Here is a 22,030-nt window from a genome sequence, read left to right on the forward strand (position 1 = left end):
CGGAACTCGCCTAGCTAAATGAAAACTCCTTCGATTTACCGTTTTGTACTTGGGCTGCTTTCTTTTGGCGGGCTACTCATGGGACTGAGCGCCTGCAAACCCACGGCACCAGCAGACCCTGGGGTTACGCATAAAGGCACCGCGTTAAATTCGACCTCCTGCGCCCAATGCCATGCCGAGCAATTTGAGGCGTGGAAAGACTCCGACCACGCGCTCGCCAACCGTCTACCGCGTCCCGAACACAAAGCCGCCCTCGCCTCTTTCCCCGGCGGCCTTCCCGACCACGATAAAGCTGTCGCGCTGATGATCCTCGGCCACAAACCGATCTGGCAGCCGCTTATCCCTGCACCCGGCGGACGCTGGCAATCCCACGAGCTCGCCTACGAAACGGCGACAGGCGAGTGGTTCAATGTCTTCGGCCAAGAGAACCGCCAGCCTGGCGAATGGGGCCACTGGACCGGCCGTGGCATGAACTGGAATAGCATGTGCGCCCAGTGCCACATGACCGGCTATAAACCCAACTACGACGTCGCCACGGACAGCTTTCACTCCACTTGGATTGAGCAGGGCATCGGCTGTATCCAGTGCCATGGCAAACCAGCGGCAGGCCACGGCCAAAGCGCCCCCGGTAAGTCCACCCCGCTCGACCCGTTTAAGGGCGACCGTACCCGGATGATGCATACGTGCGTCCCCTGCCACGCGCGCAACGAAGCGCTCACCGACTCTTTCAAACCGGGGGATAATTACGACGACCATTACCGCCTTACCCTTCCCACCGTCGCCGCCACCTTTTACCCCGACGGCCAACAACGGGATGAGGACTTTAACTGGACCTCGGTTTCCCTCAGCCGCATGGGCCACGCCGGTGTGACCTGCCTGGACTGCCACGACCCGCACACCACCAAAACGATCCTGCCTGCGCAAAACAACGCCCTGTGCATGCAGTGCCACGACGCGCCCGGCCGCGTCATGCCCGGCGGAGCCCGCGCCACCCCCATAGACCCGGTCGCCCACTCCCACCACGCCATCGGCAGCACCGGCAACGCCTGTATCGCCTGCCACATGCCGACGACCAACTACATGCAGCGCTCGCCCCGTCACGACCACGGCTGGCTCAAGCCTGACCCGCTTCCCACCAAGGAGCTCGGCATTCCCAACGCCTGCAGCAAATGTCATGAAAAAGAAGGCATCGACTGGGTGATCGCCAAGGCCGATGCATGGTATGGCAATAAACTCGACTCGCGCCAACGCGCCCGCGCCCGCGCCGTGTCCGCCGCCCAAGCCGAACAGCCGCTGTCGACCGCCGCCCTGCTTAAACTGCTCTCCGAAGACGACATCCCGGCTTGGCGAGCGACCTACCTCGACCTGCTCGCCCCCGTCGCCCAACAACCTGAAGTGCGCGCCGCAGCCGTGCGCGCACTAGGGGCCAACGCTCCCGTCGAACGTGCCGCCGCCGTGCGCGCCCTCCGCCCGCTCGCCGACGCCAAGCCGCTCATTCGCCCGCTCCTCCAAGACCCGGTGCGCGTCGTGCGGCTCGACTCCGCCCTCGCGCTCACCGACGAACTCCCCGCCGACTCCGCTTCGCGCCGTGAGCTCGACGCCTACCTCAATCTGACCCGCGACCAACCCGGCGGCTTACTCCGCCTTGGTCTGGACCACGCCAACCGTGGGCAACTCGACCAAGCGGTTAACGTAATTGAAAAGGCGACCGCCTGGGAAACGCAGTCCCCCCAATTCCCCGAGTATTTGGGGCAAATCCAGATAAACCGCGGTCGCCCCGCGGAAGCAGCCGTACGCTTCGCCGAAGCCGCCCAACGCGACCCCACGCAGGCACAACCCGCTTACAACGCCGCCCTCGCCTACTCCGAAGCCGGTATGCGCGTCGAAGCCGAACTCTGGCTGCGCAACACGGTGAAACGAGATCCATCCTATGACCGAGCGTGGTATAATCTCGGGCTATTACTCGCGCAAAAAGGCGACCCCAGCGGCGCACTCAACGCCCTGACCACAGCCGAATACCGCAACCCACGTTCGGCCGATTACCCCTACGCTACTGCCACCCTGCATTTGCAAGCAGGTCGTCGTGACGAGGCCCGCAACGCCGCACTTCGAGCCTTGGCCATCGATACGACGCATGCTCCTGCACGCCGTATTTTATCCGAGATAAAGTAACGAACCCGTGAGCCCACTCCACTGTGGGTCGCCTCTGCTCCTTTTGCGTCAGAGTGAACTGTCCCGGCGGCAATGGCTAAGAGCACCTAAAAAAATCAAAACTGCTACTGATGGAGTATATTGCGCCTTAAAAATGTGTGGCAGCGAGCCGGCGCGCCGACGCAGAGGCAAACACCGAAGAGGCCGCACCGCCTTCGTTGGCCAGTAACCAGTCAAACCTCAATTCGAACTCCAGCTGGTCCGTTCTGAGCGGAGACGGACGTGTTCCCGGCACCCGCGCCACCCCCGGCACGAAGTAGGCAAAAACCCCATAACGGTAAAGCCGGTGGTGGCGTATCTTGGGCCCATCACCCGATGAAACCCCTAAAGACCTTAAATCCACCGATTCGCGTGACGCCCCTGACCCGCCGCAGCCGCGGCCCGCAGCCGATTACCTTGCCACGCCAACCGCCGCGCTCCCGTCACGATCGGAGGCGCACCTTGGTCCAACCCCGCTTCCCCTCACCCGGGGAATAAACGACAGTACCGTCCGCAACCCCAGCCCCCAAAAACACCCCCACCATGAGAACGCTCACTGAACCCCACGCCCAGTCGCCCAAGGACCTGCTCGATGACCTGCACACGCTCGTCACCGAGGCCGAAAAAGTCCTCTCCGAGTCCAACTCCACCCACACCGGCGAAACCATGGCCGCACTGCGCAGCCGCTTGGACGCCGCTCAGGCCCGCCTCGGCGAGCTTTATTCCACCGCCAAACAACGCACCATCGCCGGTGCCAAATTCACCGACGAGACCATCCGAGCTAACCCCTACCAATCGATCGCGATCTCTGCTGGCGTCGGCCTGCTGGTAGGCTTTTTGTTCGGCCGCCGTAAAGACTAGCCTGCACCCCGGCCGTCACCATGGACTCTGCTCCCCCGCCCTCCTCTGGTTTTATGAGCAGCTTACGCCTGCTCGGTGACGGCATTTTTGAAAGCATACAGGACCGGATTCGTCTGCTTGCCCTAGAGCTCCAAGAGGAAAAATACCGCCTGATCCAGATCTTCGTCTGGATCAGTGCGGTCATTTTCACGGGGATTTTAGCCGCCATTTTCGCCAGTTTGACCTTGGCGTATTACTTCTGGCAGTCCGGCCCCTTGACGGTCCTGGGCAGCTTGACCCTTTTTTATAGCCTGAGCCTAGGGGCGGCTATCCTCCGACTGCGGCACCATATTTCCCGCCACCCCAAATCCTTCGCAGGTACACTTGAAGAGCTGGAGTCAGACCGCGCATGTATCCACAACCCGAATTAGCCCGACTGGCAGCGCGCAAATGTGCGCTTCGAACCCGTATCCGCAGTCAACGTGCGAGCTGCGCCGAAGCTGTAACGCGGGTCACCCAGCCCTTGCGATGGCTAGACGAGTTGATGGCGTTATGGCGCAGCCTCGCGCCCTTTGCATGGGCAAGCGCTATTCCACTCGGTCTGCTTGCCCACCAAGCGATCGCCCCGCGTATCAAGAGCCTGCGCACGTTGCTGCACTGGGGGCCCGCGCTACTATCGGTCGTGCGACGTCTAGCAGGCTAGTGCTTAATTGCGTAGATTAATGATAGTATTTCTGAGTTGGCTTCCCTTGACCTCGCGCTTGCGCCACTTGAACGGCTTGGCATTGGGCAGGTAGGCGGCGACGAAAGCGTCAATGGCCTGACTAAGTTCGGCGACGCTTCTGAAGTTCGCGCCCCGTAGCGCCTTCCTTGTTAGTATGCCGAACCAGATTTCAACTTGATTGAGCCAACTCGCCGAGGTTGGGGTAAAGTGGAAGTGGACATTGGGGTGCCGAGCGAGCCAAGCGTCGCACTTTTTGTGGGTGCAATAATTATCCAAAATCACGTGGAGTTCTCTCTCGGGCGGGTGATCCGCCACCACTTGGTCCATGAACAGCAGGAACTCCTCCCGGCGCTTAAGGGTGGTTTTCTGCGTCTTGATCAAGCCCGTGGCCACATCAAGGGCAGCGAACAAGTTGAGTGTACCGTGGCGCTTGTAGGTGCTTTTGAGTCCCTGGACGATTTTACCATTGTCGGTCTCCACGTAACCGGTGGCGCGCTCTAGGGCTTGGATGCCAGGCTTTTCATCCACACTTATCACCAATGCCTTTTCCGGTGGGCTCAGGTAGAGCCCGACGATATCGGCTGCCTTGGCTGCGAACTGCTTGTCAGTGCTCACGCACCACGAGCGCTGGCGCTGCAGGCAAATGCCCTCCTTGCGCAGCACTCGCCAGACCGCGTGCACCGAGCCGCCGAGCACACGGGCCACCGCTGGACCATCCCAGCGCGCCTGCCCCGGAGGGGGTGGCCCTTCCAATAAAGCCAGCACCCGATCTCGAAAGTCCTCACCGTAGGTGCGCTTCGCGCCCGGCCGTGCCGCATCATCCAGCCCCTTCATGCCAAGCAGCACAAAGCGTGTGAGCGGCGAGCGGGAAAGCGTCTATTTCTGGCGGTTAGGAATGCACTTCTTCTTCGGTGGATCTTCTTCCCCTTAAAAAGAGTAATACTCTTCTTCCGTGGGTGGGTTTTCTTCCCTGTCCGGCTGGGGATATGAGGGGTGCGAATGGGTGGAGATTGAACCGGCGGGACGCTTGGCGGATGCACAGCGATGCATCCAACCGGTTCACGCAAGTGTTTGCACTGTGTCGATTTCTTTCTGCCCGACGCGCATAACCGCGAGCGTCAGCGCTACTGCGGGAAGCCGGGATGCCGACGGGCGAGCCGGGCGGCCAGTCAGGCCAAATGGTTGGCGAAGCCGGAGAACCTCGACCACTGGAAAGGCCCAGAAAATGTCCAACGGGTGCAGGAGTGGCGGAAGGCCAATCCGGGGTACTCAAGGCGGAGGGGGCCGCGACGGCGGGTGGCGTTACAAGACATCCCAACTACGCAATCCGTTGTGCACCAGCCTAAAGCCGAGCCGGTCGCCGAGGTGGCGTTACCGAATCCCTGCGTGCCGTTACAAGACAGATGGGAGTCGCAAAACCCTGTGCTCGTGGGGCTTATCGCGCAGTTCGCCGGAGTGACGTTACAAGAGGACCTCGAACCCATGCTGCGACACCTGCAATCCCGGGGGCGGGTGATCCTGGGCATCGACGTCCAGCCGCCCGATTATGCAAAAACAACCGATCGATCGCGAACAACTCCGGCGCACGCCGGCCCAGTTTAGCTGGCTGGACCACCGGCTGGTGCGGGGCAATTACCTGGGGCGGGCCAGTGCCCCCGCCTGGGGCCTCTATCTGGTCCTGGTCACCGTGGGCGACGCCGACGGGCTGAGTTACTACGCCACGCGCACCCTGGCCCGGCTGCTCACGCTCAGCGAGGACGGCCTGGTCGAGGCGCGCCGGCAGTTAATCGAGGCCGGGGTGATCGCCTACGCCGCGCCACTTTACCAGGTGCTCTCCTTGGACCGGGGCAGGCCAACGCACACGCTGGCGGCAACGCCGCCGCCGAGCCGGGAGGTGGGCGCGTGATCGATTACGAACTGTATTGCCGGATAAAACAGGCGGAGGCGGCCGGTCACAGTGCGCCGCAAATCGCCCGCTCGCTCCAGTTGCACGTGCAGACGGTGAGGCGCTGGCAGGCGCAGGAAAAGTACGTGCGCAGCCAGGCCGCGCAGGTGCCTAGGCCAAGCAAGCTCGACGTGCACAAGCCGGCGATCGCGCGCTGGCTGGAGGCCCATCCGTTCACCGCCATGCAGCTCTGGCAAAAGGTGCGCGAGCGGGGGTACACGGGCGGGTATTCAATTTTGAAAGACTACGTGCGGCGGGTGCGGCCGAGGAACCTGGAGGCGTTTCTTACCCTCAAGTTTGCCCCCGGCCAGACCGCGCAGGTGGACTGGGGCAGTTTTGGCGCGGTGGAGGTGGACGGCACCCGGCGGGCTTTAAGTTTTTTCGTCATGGTTTTGGGGTACAGCCGGTTCCTGCATGTGGAATTTACCCTCGGGCAGGGCCAGGAGTGGTGGCTGGGCTGTCACCGGCGCGCCTTTGAAAAACTCGGCGGGGTGCCGCGCGAGGTGATGGTGGACAACTGCAAGACGGCCGTCCTCTCGCATGTGCCCGGGACCGACCCGGTGTACAACGCCCAGTACCTGGACTTTGCCCGGCACTACGGGTTTACGATAAAAGCGTGCGGGCCGGGGCATCCGCAGTCCAAGGGCATGGTGGAAAACGCGGTGGGTTACGTGAAAAAAAGCTTCCTTGGCGGGCGGCAGATGAACGGGTTTACCGAGCTGGGGCCGGCCGCCAGCTTGTGGCTGGAAACGGTGGCCAACGTGCGCGTTCACGCTGAAACCCAGGGCCGGCCGGTGGACCGGCTGCCCGAGGAGCGCGCTGCGCTCCTGCCGCTTAACCCGGTGGCCAGTCCGGCGGTGCGCACCTTAAGCGTGCGGGCGTCGCGGCGGTGCCGGGTGAGTATCGAAACGAACCGCTACTCGGTGCCCACGAAGTTTGCCGGGGCGCTACTCACCGCGCAGATCGAGGGGGCGCAGGTGAGGTTTTATGCGGACCGCACCCTGGTGGCCGAGCATGCCCGCAGTTTTGCCCGCCGCGCCGATGTGGAAAACCCCGAGCATGTGCGCGAACTCGAGGAGCGCAAACGGCAGGGGGCGCGGCAGCGCCTGCGGCTACGGTTTTTGGAACTGAGCCCGGCGGCACCCGCCTACCAACGGGGGCTGGAGGAGCGCCGGCTCAACGCGGGACACCACCTGGCGACTATCGTGGGTTTGGTGGCCCTGTATGGAACGGAGGCAGTCGGCCGGGCGATCGAAAGCGCCCATGAACTCGGCGCCTACTCCAGCGATTACATCCTCAACTTGCTCGAACAACGCGCGCGGGCCTTGCCGCAAGCCGGGCCGATCCACCTCACCCGCGCCGACGCGTTGGCCGCACTGGAACTCGAACTGCGTCCCCCGGATTTAAGCCCCTATACCCAATGAAAACAGAACCCGAAAAAACCGATTTATTAAAAGATCAACTCAAGTACCTGAAACTCGGTTACCTGCTGCGCCACCACGGCGAACTCACGGCCGAGGCGGCCAAGGCGCGCTGTTCGCACGCCGAATTTTTACGCCGACTGGTGCAGGCCGAGACCCAGGACCGCCAGATCCGGGCGCTGGAGCGGCGCATCCAGGCAGCGCGCTTCCCGGTCAAGAAAACCGTCGACCAGTTCCAGTGGGACTGGCCCAAGGAGTTGAACGAAGCGCAGGTGCGGCACCTCTTCGAACTGGGCTTTGTCAAGGAGCGCACCAACGCGGTGTTTTGCGGTGGTGTGGGGCTTGGGAAGACACATCTCGCGAGCGCGTTGGGCTACGCGGCGTGCCAGGCGGGCTACACGGTGCTGTTTACGACGGCGGTGGACGCGATCAACGCCCTGGTCACCGCCCAGTCCCTGCACCGGTTGCAAGCCGAGTTGAAGCGTTACATGACCCCTGCGGTGCTCGTGCTCGATGAGGTCGGCTACCTGCCGCTCGACAAGTCGGGGGCCGACCTGCTCTTCCAGATCGTCAGCCAACGCTACGAACGCGGCTCGCTGATCGTCACCACCAACAAGGCCTACAAACACTGGGCAGGGATCTTTAACAACGACGCTGGCATCACCGCGGCGATCCTGGACCGCCTACTGCACCGGGCCCAGACCGTCGTCATCGAGGGCAAATCCTACCGCATGAAAGACCGCCTGGCCGACGAACCTGCAAGCTGACCGGGCCTGATGATCGGCCCCTGGCGGGGCCGGTCATCGGCTTTTACGACAGGTGATTTTGTAACCGCCAGAAATAGACGGTGTTCGCGCCGCCGCTCACACAAAGCGATCCCTCCACTTTATTACGGTGTTCGGCCTGGTGTTGCAGCGGCGCGCCACCTCTTGCACCTGCTCGCCACTCACGCACCCAAGGATCATCCGGGCGCGCTCAACTCGCTGCCTCGACTCAATCCGGCTGGTTGCCCGTTTTTCTAGGGATTGCTGATCCCCCTCGCTACAAGTGATTCGCACGGCTTTTCGTCCCATCTACAAAGCGGATACAATATCACTTATTATTGCAAGTAAGCACTAGAAGCCTGCGCTACGTCGAACCGATCTCGGCTATAACATTATTTCAAATGCTTTAGTAGGTAGTAACATTTAGAGTGTCGCATCAAAGGTAGCGGTGCTTCAGCCCGCATCTGGATGGTAAACCTGCGGGCTAAAGCACCGTACTCCCCGGAGGCGGGCGGAAGCACCGCTACTTCGGAGGGCGCTACTCCACCCCGGCTCGCGCCGGAGCATCATGGAAACAGATGCGCTCCACCGCTTCGTCGAAGTCGGCCGCCCCTCGAATGATGTCGATCTCCAGCCGTAGGTAATAAATGGGCACCGCACAGGGTAGGCCTTCAGGCAGGCGCACGGCGTCTTTTTCCGTGGTCACGATGAACTCGACCTTTTGCTCAATGCCCTCGGTGAACAGTTCAACGAAGTCCTCCGAGGTGAACCGGTAGTGGTCGAGGAAGCGGCGGGTAAACTGGATACGGCCGCCCAAATCGCGCACGAATTTCTCAAAGCTCTCCGGCACGGCGATACCGCTAAACGCCCCCACGCGTTTGCCGTCCAGCCAATCGAGCGGCTGGCGTTCGTCGCTACCCACGCGTTGCAGGTATTGGGGACGGTGCGCACACTCGATCAGGTCCACGCCCGGGTTGTGCGTCTGAATGAGTTCTTCGAGCTCCAAATCGCGCTCGCCATCGGACTTGGTCAGGAAAACGTAGCTGGCTCGTTTGAGGTGCTTAATCGGCTCGCGAAGGATACCGCGCGGCAGCAGGTGGCCGTTGCCAAAGGGATTGGTCTTGTCGACCAGCAGCAAATTGAGCCGGCCCTTGAGCGGCAGGTACTGAAAACCATCGTCCAGGATGAGCGTGTCGCAGCCGAATTTTTTAATGGCGTAGGCACCGGCTTTGACGCGGTTTTTATCCACGATGACGAGCACGCCAGGGAGATTGCGCGCCAGCATGTAGGGCTCGTCACCGGCGGTTTCGGAGTCGAGTAACACGCGCTTGCCGTCGCTGACGATGCGCGGCGGCGGCTCTTCGGTGTGCGAGAGCCGGTACCACCACTTTTTCCACATCGGGGCGGATTTACTGCGGTAACCGCGCGAGAGGATGGCGACTTTGCGACCGCGGTCGCGCAGGGCTGCGGCGAATTTTTCCACCACCGGAGTCTTGCCGGTGCCGCCGACGGTCAAGTTACCCACCACCACGACGAGGCAACCCAGCGGTTGATCGTGGAGGATGCGTTTCTGGTAAAGCCACAGGCGCGCCTGGGCGATGCCGCTAAAAAGGTAAGATAATCCCTGCAAAAACCCCGCGAAAACGGTCGCGCGCACCCCTTCGCGCCGACCGAAAATGACATCGATCGTGTAGTGTTCGAAGGTGTTGAGTTGGCGTTTGAGCCAGGACGACATGCGGACGGATTAGGGAGTTGACGGAGGGCGGGCGGGGGCGATTGGCTCACTGTTCTACCACGCCGCAAGCCGGGTCACGCAACTTAATCCTCTGCAAGTTGCCGACATCCTCCGGGGCGCGTCGCCGGTGGACATCCACACACGCCCATGAGCTACAAACTCTTCATCCCCGGTCCGATTGCCGTCTCCGACAAGACCCTGCGCGCCATGGCTCAGCCCATGATCGGCCACCGCAGCACCGATTTCGTGGCGCTCTACAACTCCATTCAACCGGACTTGCAGGCGCTCTTCTACACCAAGGATCCGGTGTACCTGTCCACCAGCTCCGCTTGGGGCGTGATGGAAGGCGCCCTGCGCAACGTCTGCCACAAGAAGGTGCTCAACTGCATGAATGGCGCGTTCTCCGACAAGTGGAACGACGTCGCCCTGCGCTGCGGCAAACAGGCCACCGCCCTCAAGTTTGACTGGGGCCAGCCCGTCGATCCCGAGGCCGTCCGCAAGGAGCTCGCCACCGGCGCCTACGACTGCGTCACCATCATTCACAACGAGACCTCCACCGGCACGATGAGCGACATCAACGCGCTCGCCGCCGTCCTGCGCGAGTTCCCTGACGTCATCTCGATCATCGACACGGTCAGCTCCTTCACCGTCGTTCCGATCAAGAAGGACGAGCTCGGTATCGACATCGTCATCACCGGTTCGCAAAAGGCCCTCGCCATGCCCCCGGGCCTGGCGCTGATCACCGTTTCCAAGAAGGCCCTGGAGCGCTCCGCTCTCGCCAAGGACCGCGGGTATTATTTCGACCTGATCGAGTTCCAGAAGAACCACGAGGCCGGCATGACCCCGAGCACCCCGTGCATCGCCCTGATCTACGCGCTCAAGTCCAAGCTCGAAGACATCATGGCCGAGGGCATCGAGGCCCGTTACGCCCGCCACGCCCGCCTCAACAAGATGGTGCAAGACTTCATCTTCTCGAAGGGTTTTAAGCTGTTCCCCAAGGAGGGCTACGGCTCGGTCGCGCTGAACTGCTTTGCCAACACCCAGAACATCGACCTCGGCGTGTTGAACAAGGTCCTCAAGTCCAAGCACAAGCTGGTGATCGACGGCGGTTACGGCAAGTTGAAGGGCAAGACCTTCCGCATTTCCAACATGGGTGACGAAACCGACGCGACCATCGCCGAGCTGATCAAGGCCCTAGATGCCGCCTTGGCCGAGACGCCCAAGGCAGCCCCGGCCGCCTAAGCGAACGCCACCTAGCGTTAAAAAAAACAAAGCCGACCGGTCCTGGTCGGCTTTTTTATTGATGAGATTCGTAGGGGCCCCGTTCAGCCACCCACCCCCTAGAAACGCTAGTACGTTTCAAATAAATCTGTAGCCGCCTGAAGTAGCGCAGACTTCCAGTCTGCTCATCATAAAAGCAGTCTAGAAGCCTGCGCTACGTCGAGCCCGATCCCGGCTATAACATTATTTGAAATGCGCTATTTGAAGGCCTATAGGCGCTCGATCCGCGAGGTCGCACCGACCACCAACTTCGAGGGCAACAGGATCGTCTGACGCGATTCGCCGGGGGCTTCCAGCCGATTGATCAGCCGGCGAAGGGTGGCCGCCCCCATCTCTTCATCCACCACCTCGGAGGTGGTGACTGGAGTTTGGCCTCTGACTAGTTGGCCCGGAGAAGGCCGTAGAGATAAATGGGGCGTCGGGCCCATGGGAAAAAGCGTGGCCATGAACGATGGTGTCGGACCATGAGCACCACCACCAAAGTTCAGCGCATCATCCGCAAAAACAGTGAGCAGTGGTATGTGACATTACCCGCTTCCATCGCCCAGACGATGGGGTTCGCCAAGTCGGAGGCCGTCGAGTGGACCGTCACCGACGCGCATCATTTGGTCCTCTCACGCAGTCTGGTCGCGCCCGTTATGCCGGTCACGCCCGAGCTGGTGGACGTAGGCGTTAAAAAAAAGTCCAGTTGGGTTTATCCGATCGGCTGGGACGACTTATGAAACGGGCTTGTGCTGCGGCTTGCGCCGCCCCCGAGTGCGCCCGGAGACTGCAGGGGCATCTCATGGCGGCACTGGTTTCACCGTGCCGGGGGACTCTTACCAACCTGATTTGTCTGTGCGGGCGTGCCCAGCAGGACTGGACGGCCGACTACCGGTTGTATTCGCGTGACCGGGTGAAGCCGGCGGGGCTTTTCCGCACGGTCCTCCATGAGCTTGAGGTAAACCTGCCGGCGCTTACCCCGTTGGTGGCCGCCATCGATGACACCCTGGTACGCAAAACCGGGGTCAAGATCGACGGCGTCGGCTGGAAACGCGATCCGCTCGGCCCCGCGTTCCAAACCAACCTGGTGCGCGGCCAGCGCTATGTGCAACTCTCTGCGGCCTGGCCTGGTTCCGACGGACACGCCCGGATGATTCCGGTGGATTTCACCCACGCGCCGACGCCGCCAAAGCCGGGTAAAAAAGCCACTACCGACGAGGTTCAGCAGTACACGGAGAAGAAAAAACAGCAGCGGCTTAATGTCGTCGCGCTCGCCCGCATCCAGCAGCTTCGCCAGGCGCTGCCAGACACGCGCAAACTGGTGGTCGCCGGCGATGGCAGTTACACCAATGCGGTCGTACTCAAGGGCCTGCCCGCCAAGACCGTTTATATCGGCCGGATCCGCCGGGACGCCGTGCTCAACGCCCTGCCTGGACCACCCGCGGCCACCGGTCGCCCGCCGGTCTATGGCGCGCCGGTCCAGACCCCGGAAGAGCTGCGCACCGACGACACCGTGGCCTGGCAAAGCGTCGAGGCTTATGCGGCCGGAAAAAAGCACACCTTTAAAATCAAGACCCTCGGGCCGGTGCTGTGGCGTAAAGCCGGGGCGACGCTCCCGTTGCAAGTCATGGTGATCGCCCCGGTGGGCTACCGATTGCGCGCAGGCTCGAAGCTGCTCTATCGCCAGCCTGCCTTCTTGGTTTGCACCGACCCGGATATGCCCGTGGGTGACCAACTCCAGTATTACCTCTGGCGTTGGGGCATCGAGGGAAACTTCCGGGATGAGAAAACCCTGATCGGCACCGGCCAGGCACAACTGCGCACCGCCGCCTCCAACCGCAACCAACCCGCCGCCACCGTCGCCGCCTATGCGCTGTTGTTAATCGCCGCCCTGCTCTTCGGCGATCCTGCGGGGCAAACCCCTGATCCGCCGCCGCATCTTCGCCCGCCCAAATGGCGCACGCACTCTTCGGGCGCCTCGCCTGCGACCAGTTCCACGGGGGACCTCTTGCGCACCCTGCGCAGCGAATGCTGGGCCGACCAGATCGCCCCAGAGAGTTTCTCCGACTTCACGTCGACCGACCCTCCCTCCACGAACTCATCAAAAGCGCCACCCTTCTTGGCTGAAGCACTCTTCCGCGCTGCGTAACCGGGCCTCCGGCCGCTTCGCATCCACCTGCTTTTGGGGCCAAACTCCAGCCACCACCCCACCACCTCGGAGGTGGTGACTGGAGTTTGGCCCCAAAACGAGTTGAGATCCGTCCCCCCCAGCTAAGGTAGAAGCGTACCGCAGGTAGCAACGGCATGGGTTTCGATGCGTTCGTGGACGTGCGGGTGGCTGTTGCGAAGTCTGCGAAACTCTCCGGAGTGATCAGCTCAGATCGCCATACATGATGCGCAGCACCTGTATGGTTCTTGGCACGAGTTAAGTAGAGTAGAGAGAGCCGCGCGTCGGTAACCCGTCAGCGCGACCCTCCCCCTCGTCAAACCGTGCAAGCGGTTTTCCCGCACACGGCTTACCGAGTCCCCATTCTTTCGGTTTGGTTTCAGCGGAGTTCATTGCTTCCAAGCCGCCGTAAGCGGCCAGTGCCATAGTTTGTATTGACCATGCAAACGGTCGTCGGTGAAGAACTCGAAGAGTCCGTGGGTGCGGCTATACTTTCGCCACAGCCACCGCCGCAACCGGTTGCGCACAAAAGCCTGCTGGTTACTAAACACGTGCGTGCTGTTGCCGTAATGAAACGCCGTCGCCCAACCGCGAGTGATTTGGTTGACCTTGCGGACCACCGCCACCGCCGGTTGGTTGCGCGTTCGCACATCTAGCTCCATCCGCACTTTGTCGCGTAACTTGGCCAGACTTTTCGCACTGGGTTCCACGTGCGGATACCTTCGTTTGCTCTTCATGCCTTGCCGCCATGCGACGGAAAAACCGAGGAACTCAAAGCCTTCCTTTCGTGTATCCACCAGTCGGGTTTTCTCTTCGTTGAGCTTTAACTTACGTGCCTCCAGCCACCGTTTCAGTCGCGTTTGCAGCCCCGCCCCTTGACCCGGTTTGCACAGGATCAGGAGGTCGTCGGCGTAACGCACCATCGTCGGCTTTTGTTCGCACTTCTCATTCACCGCATGATCGAGGTCGTTGAGGTAGAGGTTCGCCAGCAGAGGCGATATAACTCCGCCTTGTGGCGTGCCACACCGGTTCGCGCTCACCTTGCGGCACCCCGTGTCCCGGTCCTCTTCCACGATGGGTGCTCGCAGCCACGTTTTTATTAAACGCAACACGCTCCCATCGCTCACCCGTTTGGCCACCAATTGCAGGAGTTCGCGGTGCGGGATCATATCGAAGTAGCTCGATAAATCCGCGTCCACCACCTCCACCTTTCCGCTCAGCATGGCTTCCTTGACCTTATCCATCGCCTGATGGGTCCGACGTTTCGGCCGGTAGGCGTAGGAATGGTCATGGAAGTCCGCCTCTAGGATTGAGCCTCCTCGAAAAGCCTTTCGCAACGGGCGTATTCCCGCCCCGGCCGGCCACTGGGGGCGCAAACAGCCCTGAACGAACTCGGTTTACGTGTTCACGAAGGGGCGGCGGCCTAAAAACAGCCCCGGCCCCATCACCAAGGTCGCTTTTCCAACGGCGAAGTCCACGGCGGTTCGCTCCGGGGCTTTTGCACCGAACTAATTGAACCGATTTGGGTTAGCCGCGACGAGCGAAGCGACTCAGGCCGCCAAGGGCAGCGGCTTTTCCTGAGACTTCCTCGCGCGCACCAAAATCATCCGGTCAAAGTTGTGCGCGAGGATCTTCAGGGTCAGTTCGCTGCGCACCGCCGCCAACCCGCGACGACCCGGCCGGCCGAACCCGTGGTTGAACTTGAGCGTAAACATCAGCGACTCGATCGCGCTGCGCTCGGCGCGAAGCGTGATATAATCCTGGTGGTTCCACAGTTCCTCGCCGAGCAAGGCGCGCCCCTTGGCGCCGGAGATGCTCACCTTGGCCACCTTCAGCTCGTATGCCTGCGCCAGCCCTTCGGCGCTGGAGTAGCCGTCGTCGACGTTCGCGCTCGCCGGCACCAGGCCCGTGTTGGCGATATTCTGGATCAGCAGGGGCACCAGTTGCTTGCAATCAGCCACGTTGCCCGCGTCGAGAATCAGCGCGGTGACAAAACCGCCGCGGCTGCGGGCCAATTGCGGCTTGTAGCCAATCACCGGTTCCCGCCCGCCTTTTTCAATAAAAGCAGCACTGCGATCGGCCAGGCTGAGGACCCTTTCCCTCGACTTGGTCTTCACCCCATCATGCACCCGCGCAATGCTTTGCTGGATCGTCGTAATCACCGCGACCACGTCCCCGTGGATGCAGTCCAGTAGGTCTTCCGCGATCCGGCGCTTGGAGGGCCGCAGCTTGGCCAGTTTAACATTTGCTTCGGCCTCTGCGGCTTCTACTTGGGTGAGCAACTTGCCGCCCAACTTGCAGGCGATTTGGTAAAACTGGTCGTAGAGCAGCCGGAGTTTTTGGGCTCGGCGGGGACCACCACCCAGCAGGGCGATGGCGCGGGCGCTCTTTCGCAACTCCTCCAGCCAGTGGTCTTTGAAGCCATCCTGCAGCGAGTTAAGCCCGACCTGGTCGAGCTTGCCGCCCATGCGGTAGGCTCGCTCAAAGAGGCGGTAAATGATACCGGAGTCTGTTGGCCAGCAACTGGATGCCTTGATCGCCGTGCTGTCCAGGGTGATATCGGTAAACGAATCGAGCCCTTCGGCCAAAATATCGGCCAATTGGGCCCGGTGGATCAGGGCGAGAGTACTCTCACTCAGGCGATTTATCAGGGGGCCAACGGTATTAGGTGCAGGCAGCGTGTACCCCAAATCATCGAGCAAGGTGCGCAACGATGCCGATTCAAGCAGCACCATCCGGGGGCAGGCACTGTATTGCGACCCCAAGTAACCGGTGGCCATGGCCGTGATAAAAACCACAACAGCGGGGGTGCGCGGACGCCCTGCGGCGAGGAACTCGGCTTGCGTTTTTTCCGCCGTGCCTGACGCCGGCACGGCGAACAACGCCTCGGTCTGCGCCAGTTCGAACTCCCGGTCCTTCCGCCGTTCGCGCTTTTCCGCCATGGCGTGGGCGTCGAGATCGGCGGTCATGGCCACTTCGATTTCGGGGTGGGACCGCCAAAAGCGCTGTAATTGCAGTAAGAAATCACCAAAATCACTGCGCGCCGGGGTTGAAAAGAAGTCGCCGGAGGGATAAACGATCGATTCGTTACTTGATAATTTAACGCCGCTACTTATTTTGTTTCCTGTTTTCATGCAGTATAATACGGCACTTTTACAGTAAACTTAAATCACATAAGTTGTTTTTACTAGAAAAAACCAAAAACCTTTTCGAGGAGGCTCTAGGATTGGCTGCAACACGATCACCGCCGCGCTTTGCACCACCCGGTCTTTCACCGTAGGGATGCCCAGCGCACGACGTTTGGTCCTGGCCTGATCCTTCCATATATAGACGCGCAGGACCGGACTGGGTCGGTAGGTTTTCGTTCGCATTTCCTCCGCCAGCGCAAGCAGCCATGCCGCCCGATAGGCTTCGTTCTTTACGAGCGTTTCCACCTCGAACCCGTCCACTCCCGGCACGCCGTCATTGGCGATCACCTGATCGAGCGCATCCGACAGAATGTCCTGCCGATACAGCTCTCCATACAAACTATAGAACCGCCAATGCGGCTCCGCTTTTGCTTTCCGATATAGCACACGTTGCAGCTTCCGAACCTTCGGTGACGTTTTTATCCAGAGTTCATCACCCCAGCCATCGTCGGGTCCTTTGCCGCTCTGTGATGCGTGGGAACAAGTGCCCTCCCTTCGCTCCCCGGCGGTTTTAATGTCCGCTAGATCATCACTACTATGGAGGTCTCCGACTCCTGCCACGGCCCGTCCGGCCTTACGAGGTTTTGCCGCGCTTGTGCCGGTGGTTGAGGCATCGCAAGACGCCCCACCGCCGCAGGTCTCACCACTTAACCTAACGACCTTTCCCACCCCGCCGCCCCCGCTGACTCCGCCGACGTGTTGATCGGAAATCAACGATTTAGGTCCTACGTCTTTGCGAGACTGCCTTTTCCGATCCTTGCAGTCTTCACCGTTCAGGTAGCGGCTGGACTCGTCGGTTGTTTCGGTAACGGAGCTCATTGGATGGGGTTCACCTTCGTTGCGGCTGACTGGTTCGGGCACACGGTCGTGCTTTCCGGCGAGGCCTCGCGGCCTGCATCCGTGACCGGGCCCTTCGACCGCGAATCGTTAAATTCGGTCGAACAGACTTTCACTGTTATGGTTGTTAGTTTCATGGTCGCACACCTGAATTCCGAAGTTCAAACCAACCACAGATTACACAGATTGCACAGATACAATCCCTTAGGAGGTAAACGGACTCAGCTTGCCCCCCTTTTTTCATCCTGTCTTCAAATTCAGTAACACTCTGTTATCTGTGCTCATCTGTGAATTCCGTGGTTAAAACTTCGGCGTTCGGGTTAAACCGGCCAAACTCCAGACCTTGAGCTCACGCTCAAGGCCACAAGGGGTGTGTTCGCGAATCATGTGGCCTTGAGCGTGAGCTCAAGGATTCGGCTGATCTGCGTTCGACTAGTCAGGGGCCAAACCCCAGCCACCACCTCGGAGGTGGTGATCACCGGCAGGTCGGCGGAACTGGGGCACGAATTGCCATGGTAACTCACCAGCGACAGGTCCTCGGGAAGGCGCACGCCATTGGCCAAAAGGTAGCGACAGAGCGACTGATTCGTCATGGCGCTGGGACAAACCCACGCATCGACACCTTCACTTAGGAGGGTTTTCACCTGGTTAAAGGCGACTTCATCCCGAAACTCGGTCCCGGAAAGCGCGGCGGACAGGTCGATGCGCACAGCGAGGCGGGAGTCGATTTCCAGACCGTGCCGAGTCATGGCTTCCAGGTAAGCGCCGTAGCATGAGCAGGACCACGTCACCTCGGGGCACAGCCCGAAAAAACCGATCCGCCAATGCCCGCCTGCGTAAAGGTGGTCGACTAGGTCACCCACGCCCCGGCGATCATCGCTGTTGATCAGATCAATGTTTGTTCCAGGGTAATCATGCGCGAGGGAAGCGGTCGGGAATTTTTCCCCAATGGAAGCCGCCACTGCCGCCGGCCAGAGCAACAAAGCGCTCGGTCGCTGGCAGAAACTCGGCCTGGCCGACAAACCGATCCAGCACCAACCGGGCAAATTCGCGTACAAAGCCAACCGCGACGGCTCGGTGACGGTGATGGTCTCCCACGCCGCCTCCGGCCGGGAAAAGTGGAGCGATTGCCCCCACACGCACAGCTACGCCCTGCATGCCGACGCTCGCCTGGTGGTGGACAACGTGATCGCGTTCACCGGGGCCAACATGACCGACCTACCGCGCGCCGGGGTGCGTTTTGACCTGGTAGCCGGCTACGAAAACCTCGCCTACTTTGGGCGTGGCCCGGTGGAGAATTATGCCGACCGCAAGACCGGCAGCCTGCTCGCCCGCTACGCGACCACCGTCGCGGCCGAGTATGTGGACTACGTGATGCCGCAGGAACACGACCACCACACCGAAACCCGCTGGCTGGAGTTGTCCGCGGCCGACCGCAAGGCGCCCACCGTGCACATCGCCGCCGCGCCGCTGCTGGAGTTCAACGCGACGCATTTCACTGTCGAAGACCTCTACGCGGCCAAACACACGACCGACCTGCCCCCCCCGGGCAGAGACGATTGTTTACCTTGATGCGGCCGACCGCGGACTCGGCAGTCAAAGCTGCGGACCCGACACCCTGGACCGCTACAAGGTGTCGGCCAAACGCTACGCCTTCAGCTACACCCTGCCGGCACGGTAAACGTCCAACACTCAACATTGAACTTGTCGGATTGAGTTCTGAGGTAGTGCGGTGCTTTAGCCCGCAGGTTTGTACCGTATTCTTCTCACAATCGCCGATGCGGATTGAAGCACTACTTTCGATCCGAAACTCTAATTAGTCGGCTCTGAAAAAGGCACCTTACGACATCACCGCCAAAAACTGATCCCGGGATGCTGGGGTGAACAACGAACGAAGGAGGTGGAGTAGATTGCGCTCCAATCGGTGTTCGACCTTGAGGTGTCCGATGGTCGGTTCGATGGCGGCGCGGCGTTTCATCCATTTCCAAACTCGTTTGGGGATCGTTCCCCGGCGGCGTTTATCGACGATGATGGTCTCATACCCCTTTGCATTCATACGCATAAAAACTTGGCTACAGTTCAGGCTCACCGCACCAGCAACCCAGCAGCCAAACATAAAAACACGGAATTTTAACCGCTAATCAACAAGAAGATACGCTAATTCAATGATCACATTCCTATCGCGGCTCAACTTCAGCCTACTCGCTACCCGCTACTCGCTACTGTTATTAGCGGCTATTAGTTCATTAGCGATTAAAATCGGTTCGTTTGTATTTTTTTGAGTGCGAAATGGTATCAATCTGCGCGGGCGTGATCACCTTCATCTTTAGTCCCGTGTCGATCGTTGTCTTGAGCATCGCCTCCGCCCCGGCTTCCCCGAGCCGCTTGCGCCACCGTGACATGCTCGAGGGATGGATCGGAATCTCATGCTCAAAAAACTGCCGTCCGCTAAAATGCTGCCAGTAGGGATTCTCCACCCACTGGGCCAGCACGACATCGTCACTCAGATCATACCGATACTTCAAATAGTGCAGCGCCACCATCAGCCTCGTGCTCCCCCCGGGCGCCCCGTTGCTCGGGTCGTACGTCTGCCCCAATTGCCTGTCGAACACGGCCCAGTTCATCTGCCGTCCCATCGTCACTAGCGCATGGCCCGCATCCACCAAACCCTCCAACTCGGTTCGGAACAGTTCCCGCTGCGCTTGGTGGACGGGGCCTTTTGGCTTCATCGATTTCCCCAGTTTTTGTTGGTGTGTTTAGACTTAGCCAGAAAAACAGGAGCCAAATAAAAACCTCAAATAAATATTAGAAAGCAGGTTATGATTTATTCATGGGCGACTAAGTACCATCAGCACCGAAAAGCATGCAATGACCCCATGGCCTAAAATCTAGGGCGGGGCAGATTTTCCTGCGGAAGGATTTGTCAAACCCGCCGGGGTGGGTACTGGTTGCGCCTTTGGCGGTGTCCAAGCACAGCCTGAAGCCACTCCTCATGACCTCTTTTCGCACCGCTAGCTATCGACCCGTCATCGCGTGGTTCGCCGCGCTCAGCTCACTGTGGGTGTTTGGCGTAGTCACCCTCGGAGCCTTCACCACGAGTATCCACGCAGGTATGGCATTCCAAGACTGGCCATTGTCCAATGGTTCGATCAACCCCGAGGGCTGGCTGAGCGAAATCGATAAATTCGCCGAGCATTCGCACCGCCTCTTCGGCATGGTCATGGGTTGGCTCGCCATCGGGCTGGTGGTGGGGTTGCACCGCTACGAAGCGCGGGGCTGGTTGCGCAACCTTGGCTGGGGGTCGCTCGGCATTGTGGTGATCCAAGGCGTGTTAGGCGGCACCCGTGTGCTTCAGGACGAGGTCATGGTGCCCGGTTTCGCCATGTCGCTGGGAGAAATGCTGCGCATTCCCCACGGTATTTTGGCCCAGGTTTACGTGTGCACCTTGTTCGCCATCGCTGCGTCGCTGTCGCGCCCGTGGATCGAGGGCATCAAAGCGGAAAAGACCTCCCGTACTGCCTCGCCAGGCGCCGACACGGGCGACCTTAATTCCGCCAGCCTGCGTCGCCTGGCCCTGGGTTCGACATTACTCATTTTTGTTCAGCTGGTGGTCGCCGCCCTGATGCGCCACAACAACGCGGGGCTGGCGATTCCGACTTTCCCGCTCACACCCGAGGGCGGTTTGATTCCCTCGCACTGGGATTTCCGGGTGGCGATCCACTTTACCCACCGGGTGATGGCGCTGGTTTTGACCGGCGTTCTGGTCGCTCTCGCGGTAGCGCTCTGGCGTTCGGCAACGACGGGGAGTGCGCATAAACTCGCCGCAGGACTCGTCGGCGGCCTGCTTTTTGTGCAGATTTTGCTCGGCGCCATCACGGTTTGGTCGACGCGCAATCCCTACGCCGCCACCGCCCACGTGATCGTGGGAGCGTTTTTACTGGCCACAGTCTTCACGGTAACGTGGTGGACGTACCGGAATTCCTTCGTTAGCACCCGATCCGCTTCGCTCGCCGCATGACCACCACCGATACTTCCAGCATGGACGACACACCCTCGAAGGCCCGCTTTGGGGATTACCTTGAATTAACCAAGCCACGCCTGAGCCTGCTCTCGGTGATCACCACGCTGGTGGGTTATGCCGCCGCCCGCCCCGGCTGGCACCCGGTGGAATTCACCGCGTTGGTTGCGGGTACGTGCGCGTGCGCCGGCGGCGTGGCGGCGCTCAACCAATGGATGGAAAGCGACACCGACGCAGTCATGCCGCGCACGGCAGACCGGCCGATTCCCTCTGGTAAAGTGGCGACGGGTTCGGCCTTTGTAATCGGCGTGGGGCTCTGCGCAGGTGGGCTCGGTGTGATGTTTACCTATATGCATGGCGGGGCGGCTTTTTTCGCTCTGCTGACCATCATTTCGTATCTGGCCATCTACACGCCGGCCAAACGCTGGTCGCACTGGTCAACCGAGATTGGGGCGGTCGCAGGGGCGTTTCCCCCGCTCATCGGCTGGGCGGCGGCAACCGGTGGCGTCACGGCACTGGGGTGGATTCTGTTTGCGGTGCTGTTTTTTTGGCAAATCCCGCACTTCATGGCGGTGGCGTGGACCTACCGGAAGGACTATGGGGCAGTTAACTTCCCGATGCTGCCCGTGCGCGATAGCGAAGGCGGCAAGGTTGCCCGCTGGTCGTTTATCAACTCCGTGGGGCTGATCCTCGTCTGCCTGCTGCCTCAGGCACTGGGGCTGGCGAGTCCCTTTTATACGGTGGTGACCGTGGTGCTGGGCACGTGGTTTCTGACGAGAGCCGGTGCGTTCCTGCGCACAACCCAACGCGACCAGAACGCCCGCCGGTTGTTCTTCACGACTATAGGATGGCTGCCCCTACAACTGGGCGCGTTGGTGGCCGACCGGTTTATTTTCTGAGAGGAAAGCGCAAAACAGTTAACCGATGCCTGAAAACCG

At 60.6% G+C, this 22,030-nt stretch carries 20 protein-coding genes and 1 pseudogene; 12 read left to right on the top strand and 9 right to left on the bottom strand.

Annotated elements, in window-relative coordinates; all coding sequences use genetic code 11:
* The first annotated feature begins 18 nt into the window (after positions 1-18).
* The 3 genes from H2170_04530 to H2170_04540 all read left to right on the top strand — a co-directional run bounded on the left by H2170_04530 (position 19) and on the right by H2170_04540 (position 3,461).
* Complete coding sequence (locus H2170_04530) at positions 19-2,172, top strand: hypothetical protein (protein MCS6299353.1); 2,154 nt, start codon at positions 19-21, stop codon at positions 2,170-2,172.
* Positions 2,173-2,733: 561 nt separating this feature from the next.
* Positions 2,734-3,051 (top strand): DUF883 family protein, encoded by a 318-nt coding sequence (locus H2170_04535; GenBank protein ID MCS6299354.1) that lies wholly within the window; start codon positions 2,734-2,736, stop codon positions 3,049-3,051.
* Positions 3,052-3,071: 20 nt separating this feature from the next.
* Entirely contained in the window at positions 3,072-3,461 is a 390-nt protein-coding gene (locus tag H2170_04540; GenBank protein MCS6299355.1) for a phage holin family protein, read from the top strand.
* Between the two features lie 275 nt (positions 3,462-3,736).
* Here the strand turns inward: H2170_04540 and H2170_04545 are convergent, their stop codons facing one another.
* Positions 3,737-4,588, bottom strand: a complete 852-nt coding sequence (locus H2170_04545; GenBank protein ID MCS6299356.1) for an IS630 family transposase — start codon at positions 4,586-4,588, stop codon at positions 3,737-3,739.
* A 712-nt stretch (positions 4,589-5,300) separates the two neighbouring features.
* Here H2170_04545 and H2170_04550 point away from each other — a divergent pair.
* Genes H2170_04550 through H2170_04560 form a run of 3 tightly spaced genes read left to right on the top strand, consistent with a single transcriptional unit; the run spans position 5,301 to position 7,887 of the window.
* Positions 5,301-5,660: a hypothetical protein gene (locus tag H2170_04550; protein ID MCS6299357.1), complete on the top strand. Its 360-nt coding sequence runs from the start codon at positions 5,301-5,303 to the stop codon at positions 5,658-5,660.
* The gene (locus H2170_04555) at positions 5,657-7,123 is read left to right on the top strand and encodes an IS21 family transposase (GenBank protein ID MCS6299358.1); all 1,467 of its coding nucleotides are present in this window, start codon (positions 5,657-5,659) and stop codon (positions 7,121-7,123) included. Before H2170_04550 ends, H2170_04555 begins: the two co-directional genes overlap by 4 nt.
* On the top strand, positions 7,120-7,887 hold the full coding sequence (locus H2170_04560) for an ATP-binding protein (GenBank protein MCS6299359.1): 768 nt from the start codon (positions 7,120-7,122) through the stop codon (positions 7,885-7,887). Before H2170_04555 ends, H2170_04560 begins: the two co-directional genes overlap by 4 nt.
* 535 nt (positions 7,888-8,422) lie before the next feature.
* On the opposite strand, the gene lpxK is transcribed toward H2170_04560, so the two are convergent.
* Complete coding sequence (lpxK, locus tag H2170_04565) at positions 8,423-9,619, bottom strand: tetraacyldisaccharide 4'-kinase (GenBank protein MCS6299360.1); 1,197 nt, start codon at positions 9,617-9,619, stop codon at positions 8,423-8,425.
* A 147-nt stretch (positions 9,620-9,766) separates the two neighbouring features.
* Here lpxK and H2170_04570 point away from each other — a divergent pair, with 147 nt between their 5' ends.
* Positions 9,767-10,861 carry an alanine--glyoxylate aminotransferase family protein gene (locus tag H2170_04570; protein ID MCS6299361.1) on the top strand — a complete coding sequence of 365 codons (1,095 nt, stop codon included), beginning with the start codon at positions 9,767-9,769 and terminating at the stop codon, positions 10,859-10,861.
* Positions 10,862-11,109: 248 nt separating this feature from the next.
* Here the strand turns inward: H2170_04570 and H2170_04575 are convergent, their stop codons facing one another.
* Positions 11,110-11,346: a hypothetical protein gene (locus H2170_04575; GenBank protein ID MCS6299362.1), complete on the bottom strand. Its 237-nt coding sequence runs from the start codon at positions 11,344-11,346 to the stop codon at positions 11,110-11,112.
* Positions 11,347-11,364: 18 nt separating this feature from the next.
* On the opposite strand from H2170_04575, the gene H2170_04580 reads away from it, so the two are divergent.
* Both H2170_04580 and H2170_04585 read left to right on the top strand, forming a co-directional pair.
* Positions 11,365-11,622, top strand: coding sequence for a hypothetical protein (locus H2170_04580; GenBank protein MCS6299363.1), 258 nt, complete (start codon positions 11,365-11,367; stop codon positions 11,620-11,622).
* 62 nt (positions 11,623-11,684) lie between these two features.
* On the top strand, positions 11,685-13,031 hold the full coding sequence (locus H2170_04585) for a transposase (GenBank protein ID MCS6299364.1): 1,347 nt from the start codon (positions 11,685-11,687) through the stop codon (positions 13,029-13,031).
* Between the two features lie 407 nt (positions 13,032-13,438).
* On the opposite strand, the gene H2170_04590 is transcribed toward H2170_04585, so the two are convergent.
* From H2170_04590 to H2170_04605, 4 genes are all read right to left on the bottom strand, one after another.
* On the bottom strand, positions 13,439-14,386 hold the full coding sequence (locus H2170_04590) for a hypothetical protein (GenBank protein MCS6299365.1): 948 nt from the start codon (positions 14,384-14,386) through the stop codon (positions 13,439-13,441).
* A 213-nt stretch (positions 14,387-14,599) separates the two neighbouring features.
* Positions 14,600-16,183, bottom strand: a complete 1,584-nt coding sequence (locus tag H2170_04595; GenBank protein ID MCS6299366.1) for a transposase — start codon at positions 16,181-16,183, stop codon at positions 14,600-14,602.
* A gap of 30 nt (positions 16,184-16,213) precedes the next feature.
* On the bottom strand, positions 16,214-16,576 hold the full coding sequence (locus H2170_04600; GenBank protein ID MCS6299367.1) for a hypothetical protein: 363 nt from the start codon (positions 16,574-16,576) through the stop codon (positions 16,214-16,216).
* An 881-nt stretch (positions 16,577-17,457) separates the two neighbouring features.
* Positions 17,458-17,937 (bottom strand): substrate-binding domain-containing protein, encoded by a 480-nt coding sequence (locus H2170_04605; GenBank protein MCS6299368.1) that lies wholly within the window; start codon positions 17,935-17,937, stop codon positions 17,458-17,460.
* A gap of 85 nt (positions 17,938-18,022) precedes the next feature.
* On the opposite strand from H2170_04605, the pseudogene H2170_04610 reads away from it, so the two are divergent.
* Positions 18,023-18,755, top strand: a pseudogene (locus H2170_04610) (hypothetical protein).
* A 159-nt stretch (positions 18,756-18,914) separates the two neighbouring features.
* On the opposite strand, the gene H2170_04615 reads toward H2170_04610, so the two are convergent.
* Complete coding sequence (locus H2170_04615; GenBank protein MCS6299369.1) at positions 18,915-19,136, bottom strand: hypothetical protein; 222 nt, start codon at positions 19,134-19,136, stop codon at positions 18,915-18,917.
* 184 nt (positions 19,137-19,320) lie between these two features.
* Complete coding sequence (locus tag H2170_04620) at positions 19,321-19,803, bottom strand: transposase (protein ID MCS6299370.1); 483 nt, start codon at positions 19,801-19,803, stop codon at positions 19,321-19,323.
* 263 nt (positions 19,804-20,066) lie between these two features.
* Here H2170_04620 and H2170_04625 point away from each other — a divergent pair, with 263 nt between their 5' ends.
* Both H2170_04625 and cyoE read left to right on the top strand, forming a co-directional pair.
* A complete protein-coding gene (locus H2170_04625; GenBank protein MCS6299371.1) occupies positions 20,067-21,092 on the top strand; it encodes a COX15/CtaA family protein in 1,026 nt (341 codons plus the stop codon).
* Between the two features lie 20 nt (positions 21,093-21,112).
* The gene (gene cyoE, locus H2170_04630) at positions 21,113-21,991 is read left to right on the top strand and encodes a protoheme IX farnesyltransferase (protein ID MCS6299372.1); all 879 of its coding nucleotides are present in this window, start codon (positions 21,113-21,115) and stop codon (positions 21,989-21,991) included.
* Positions 21,992-22,030: the final 39 nt, after the last annotated feature.

It is taken from the genome of Opitutus sp., from assembly GCA_024998815.1.
Lineage (GTDB): Bacteria > Verrucomicrobiota > Verrucomicrobiia > Opitutales > Opitutaceae > Rariglobus.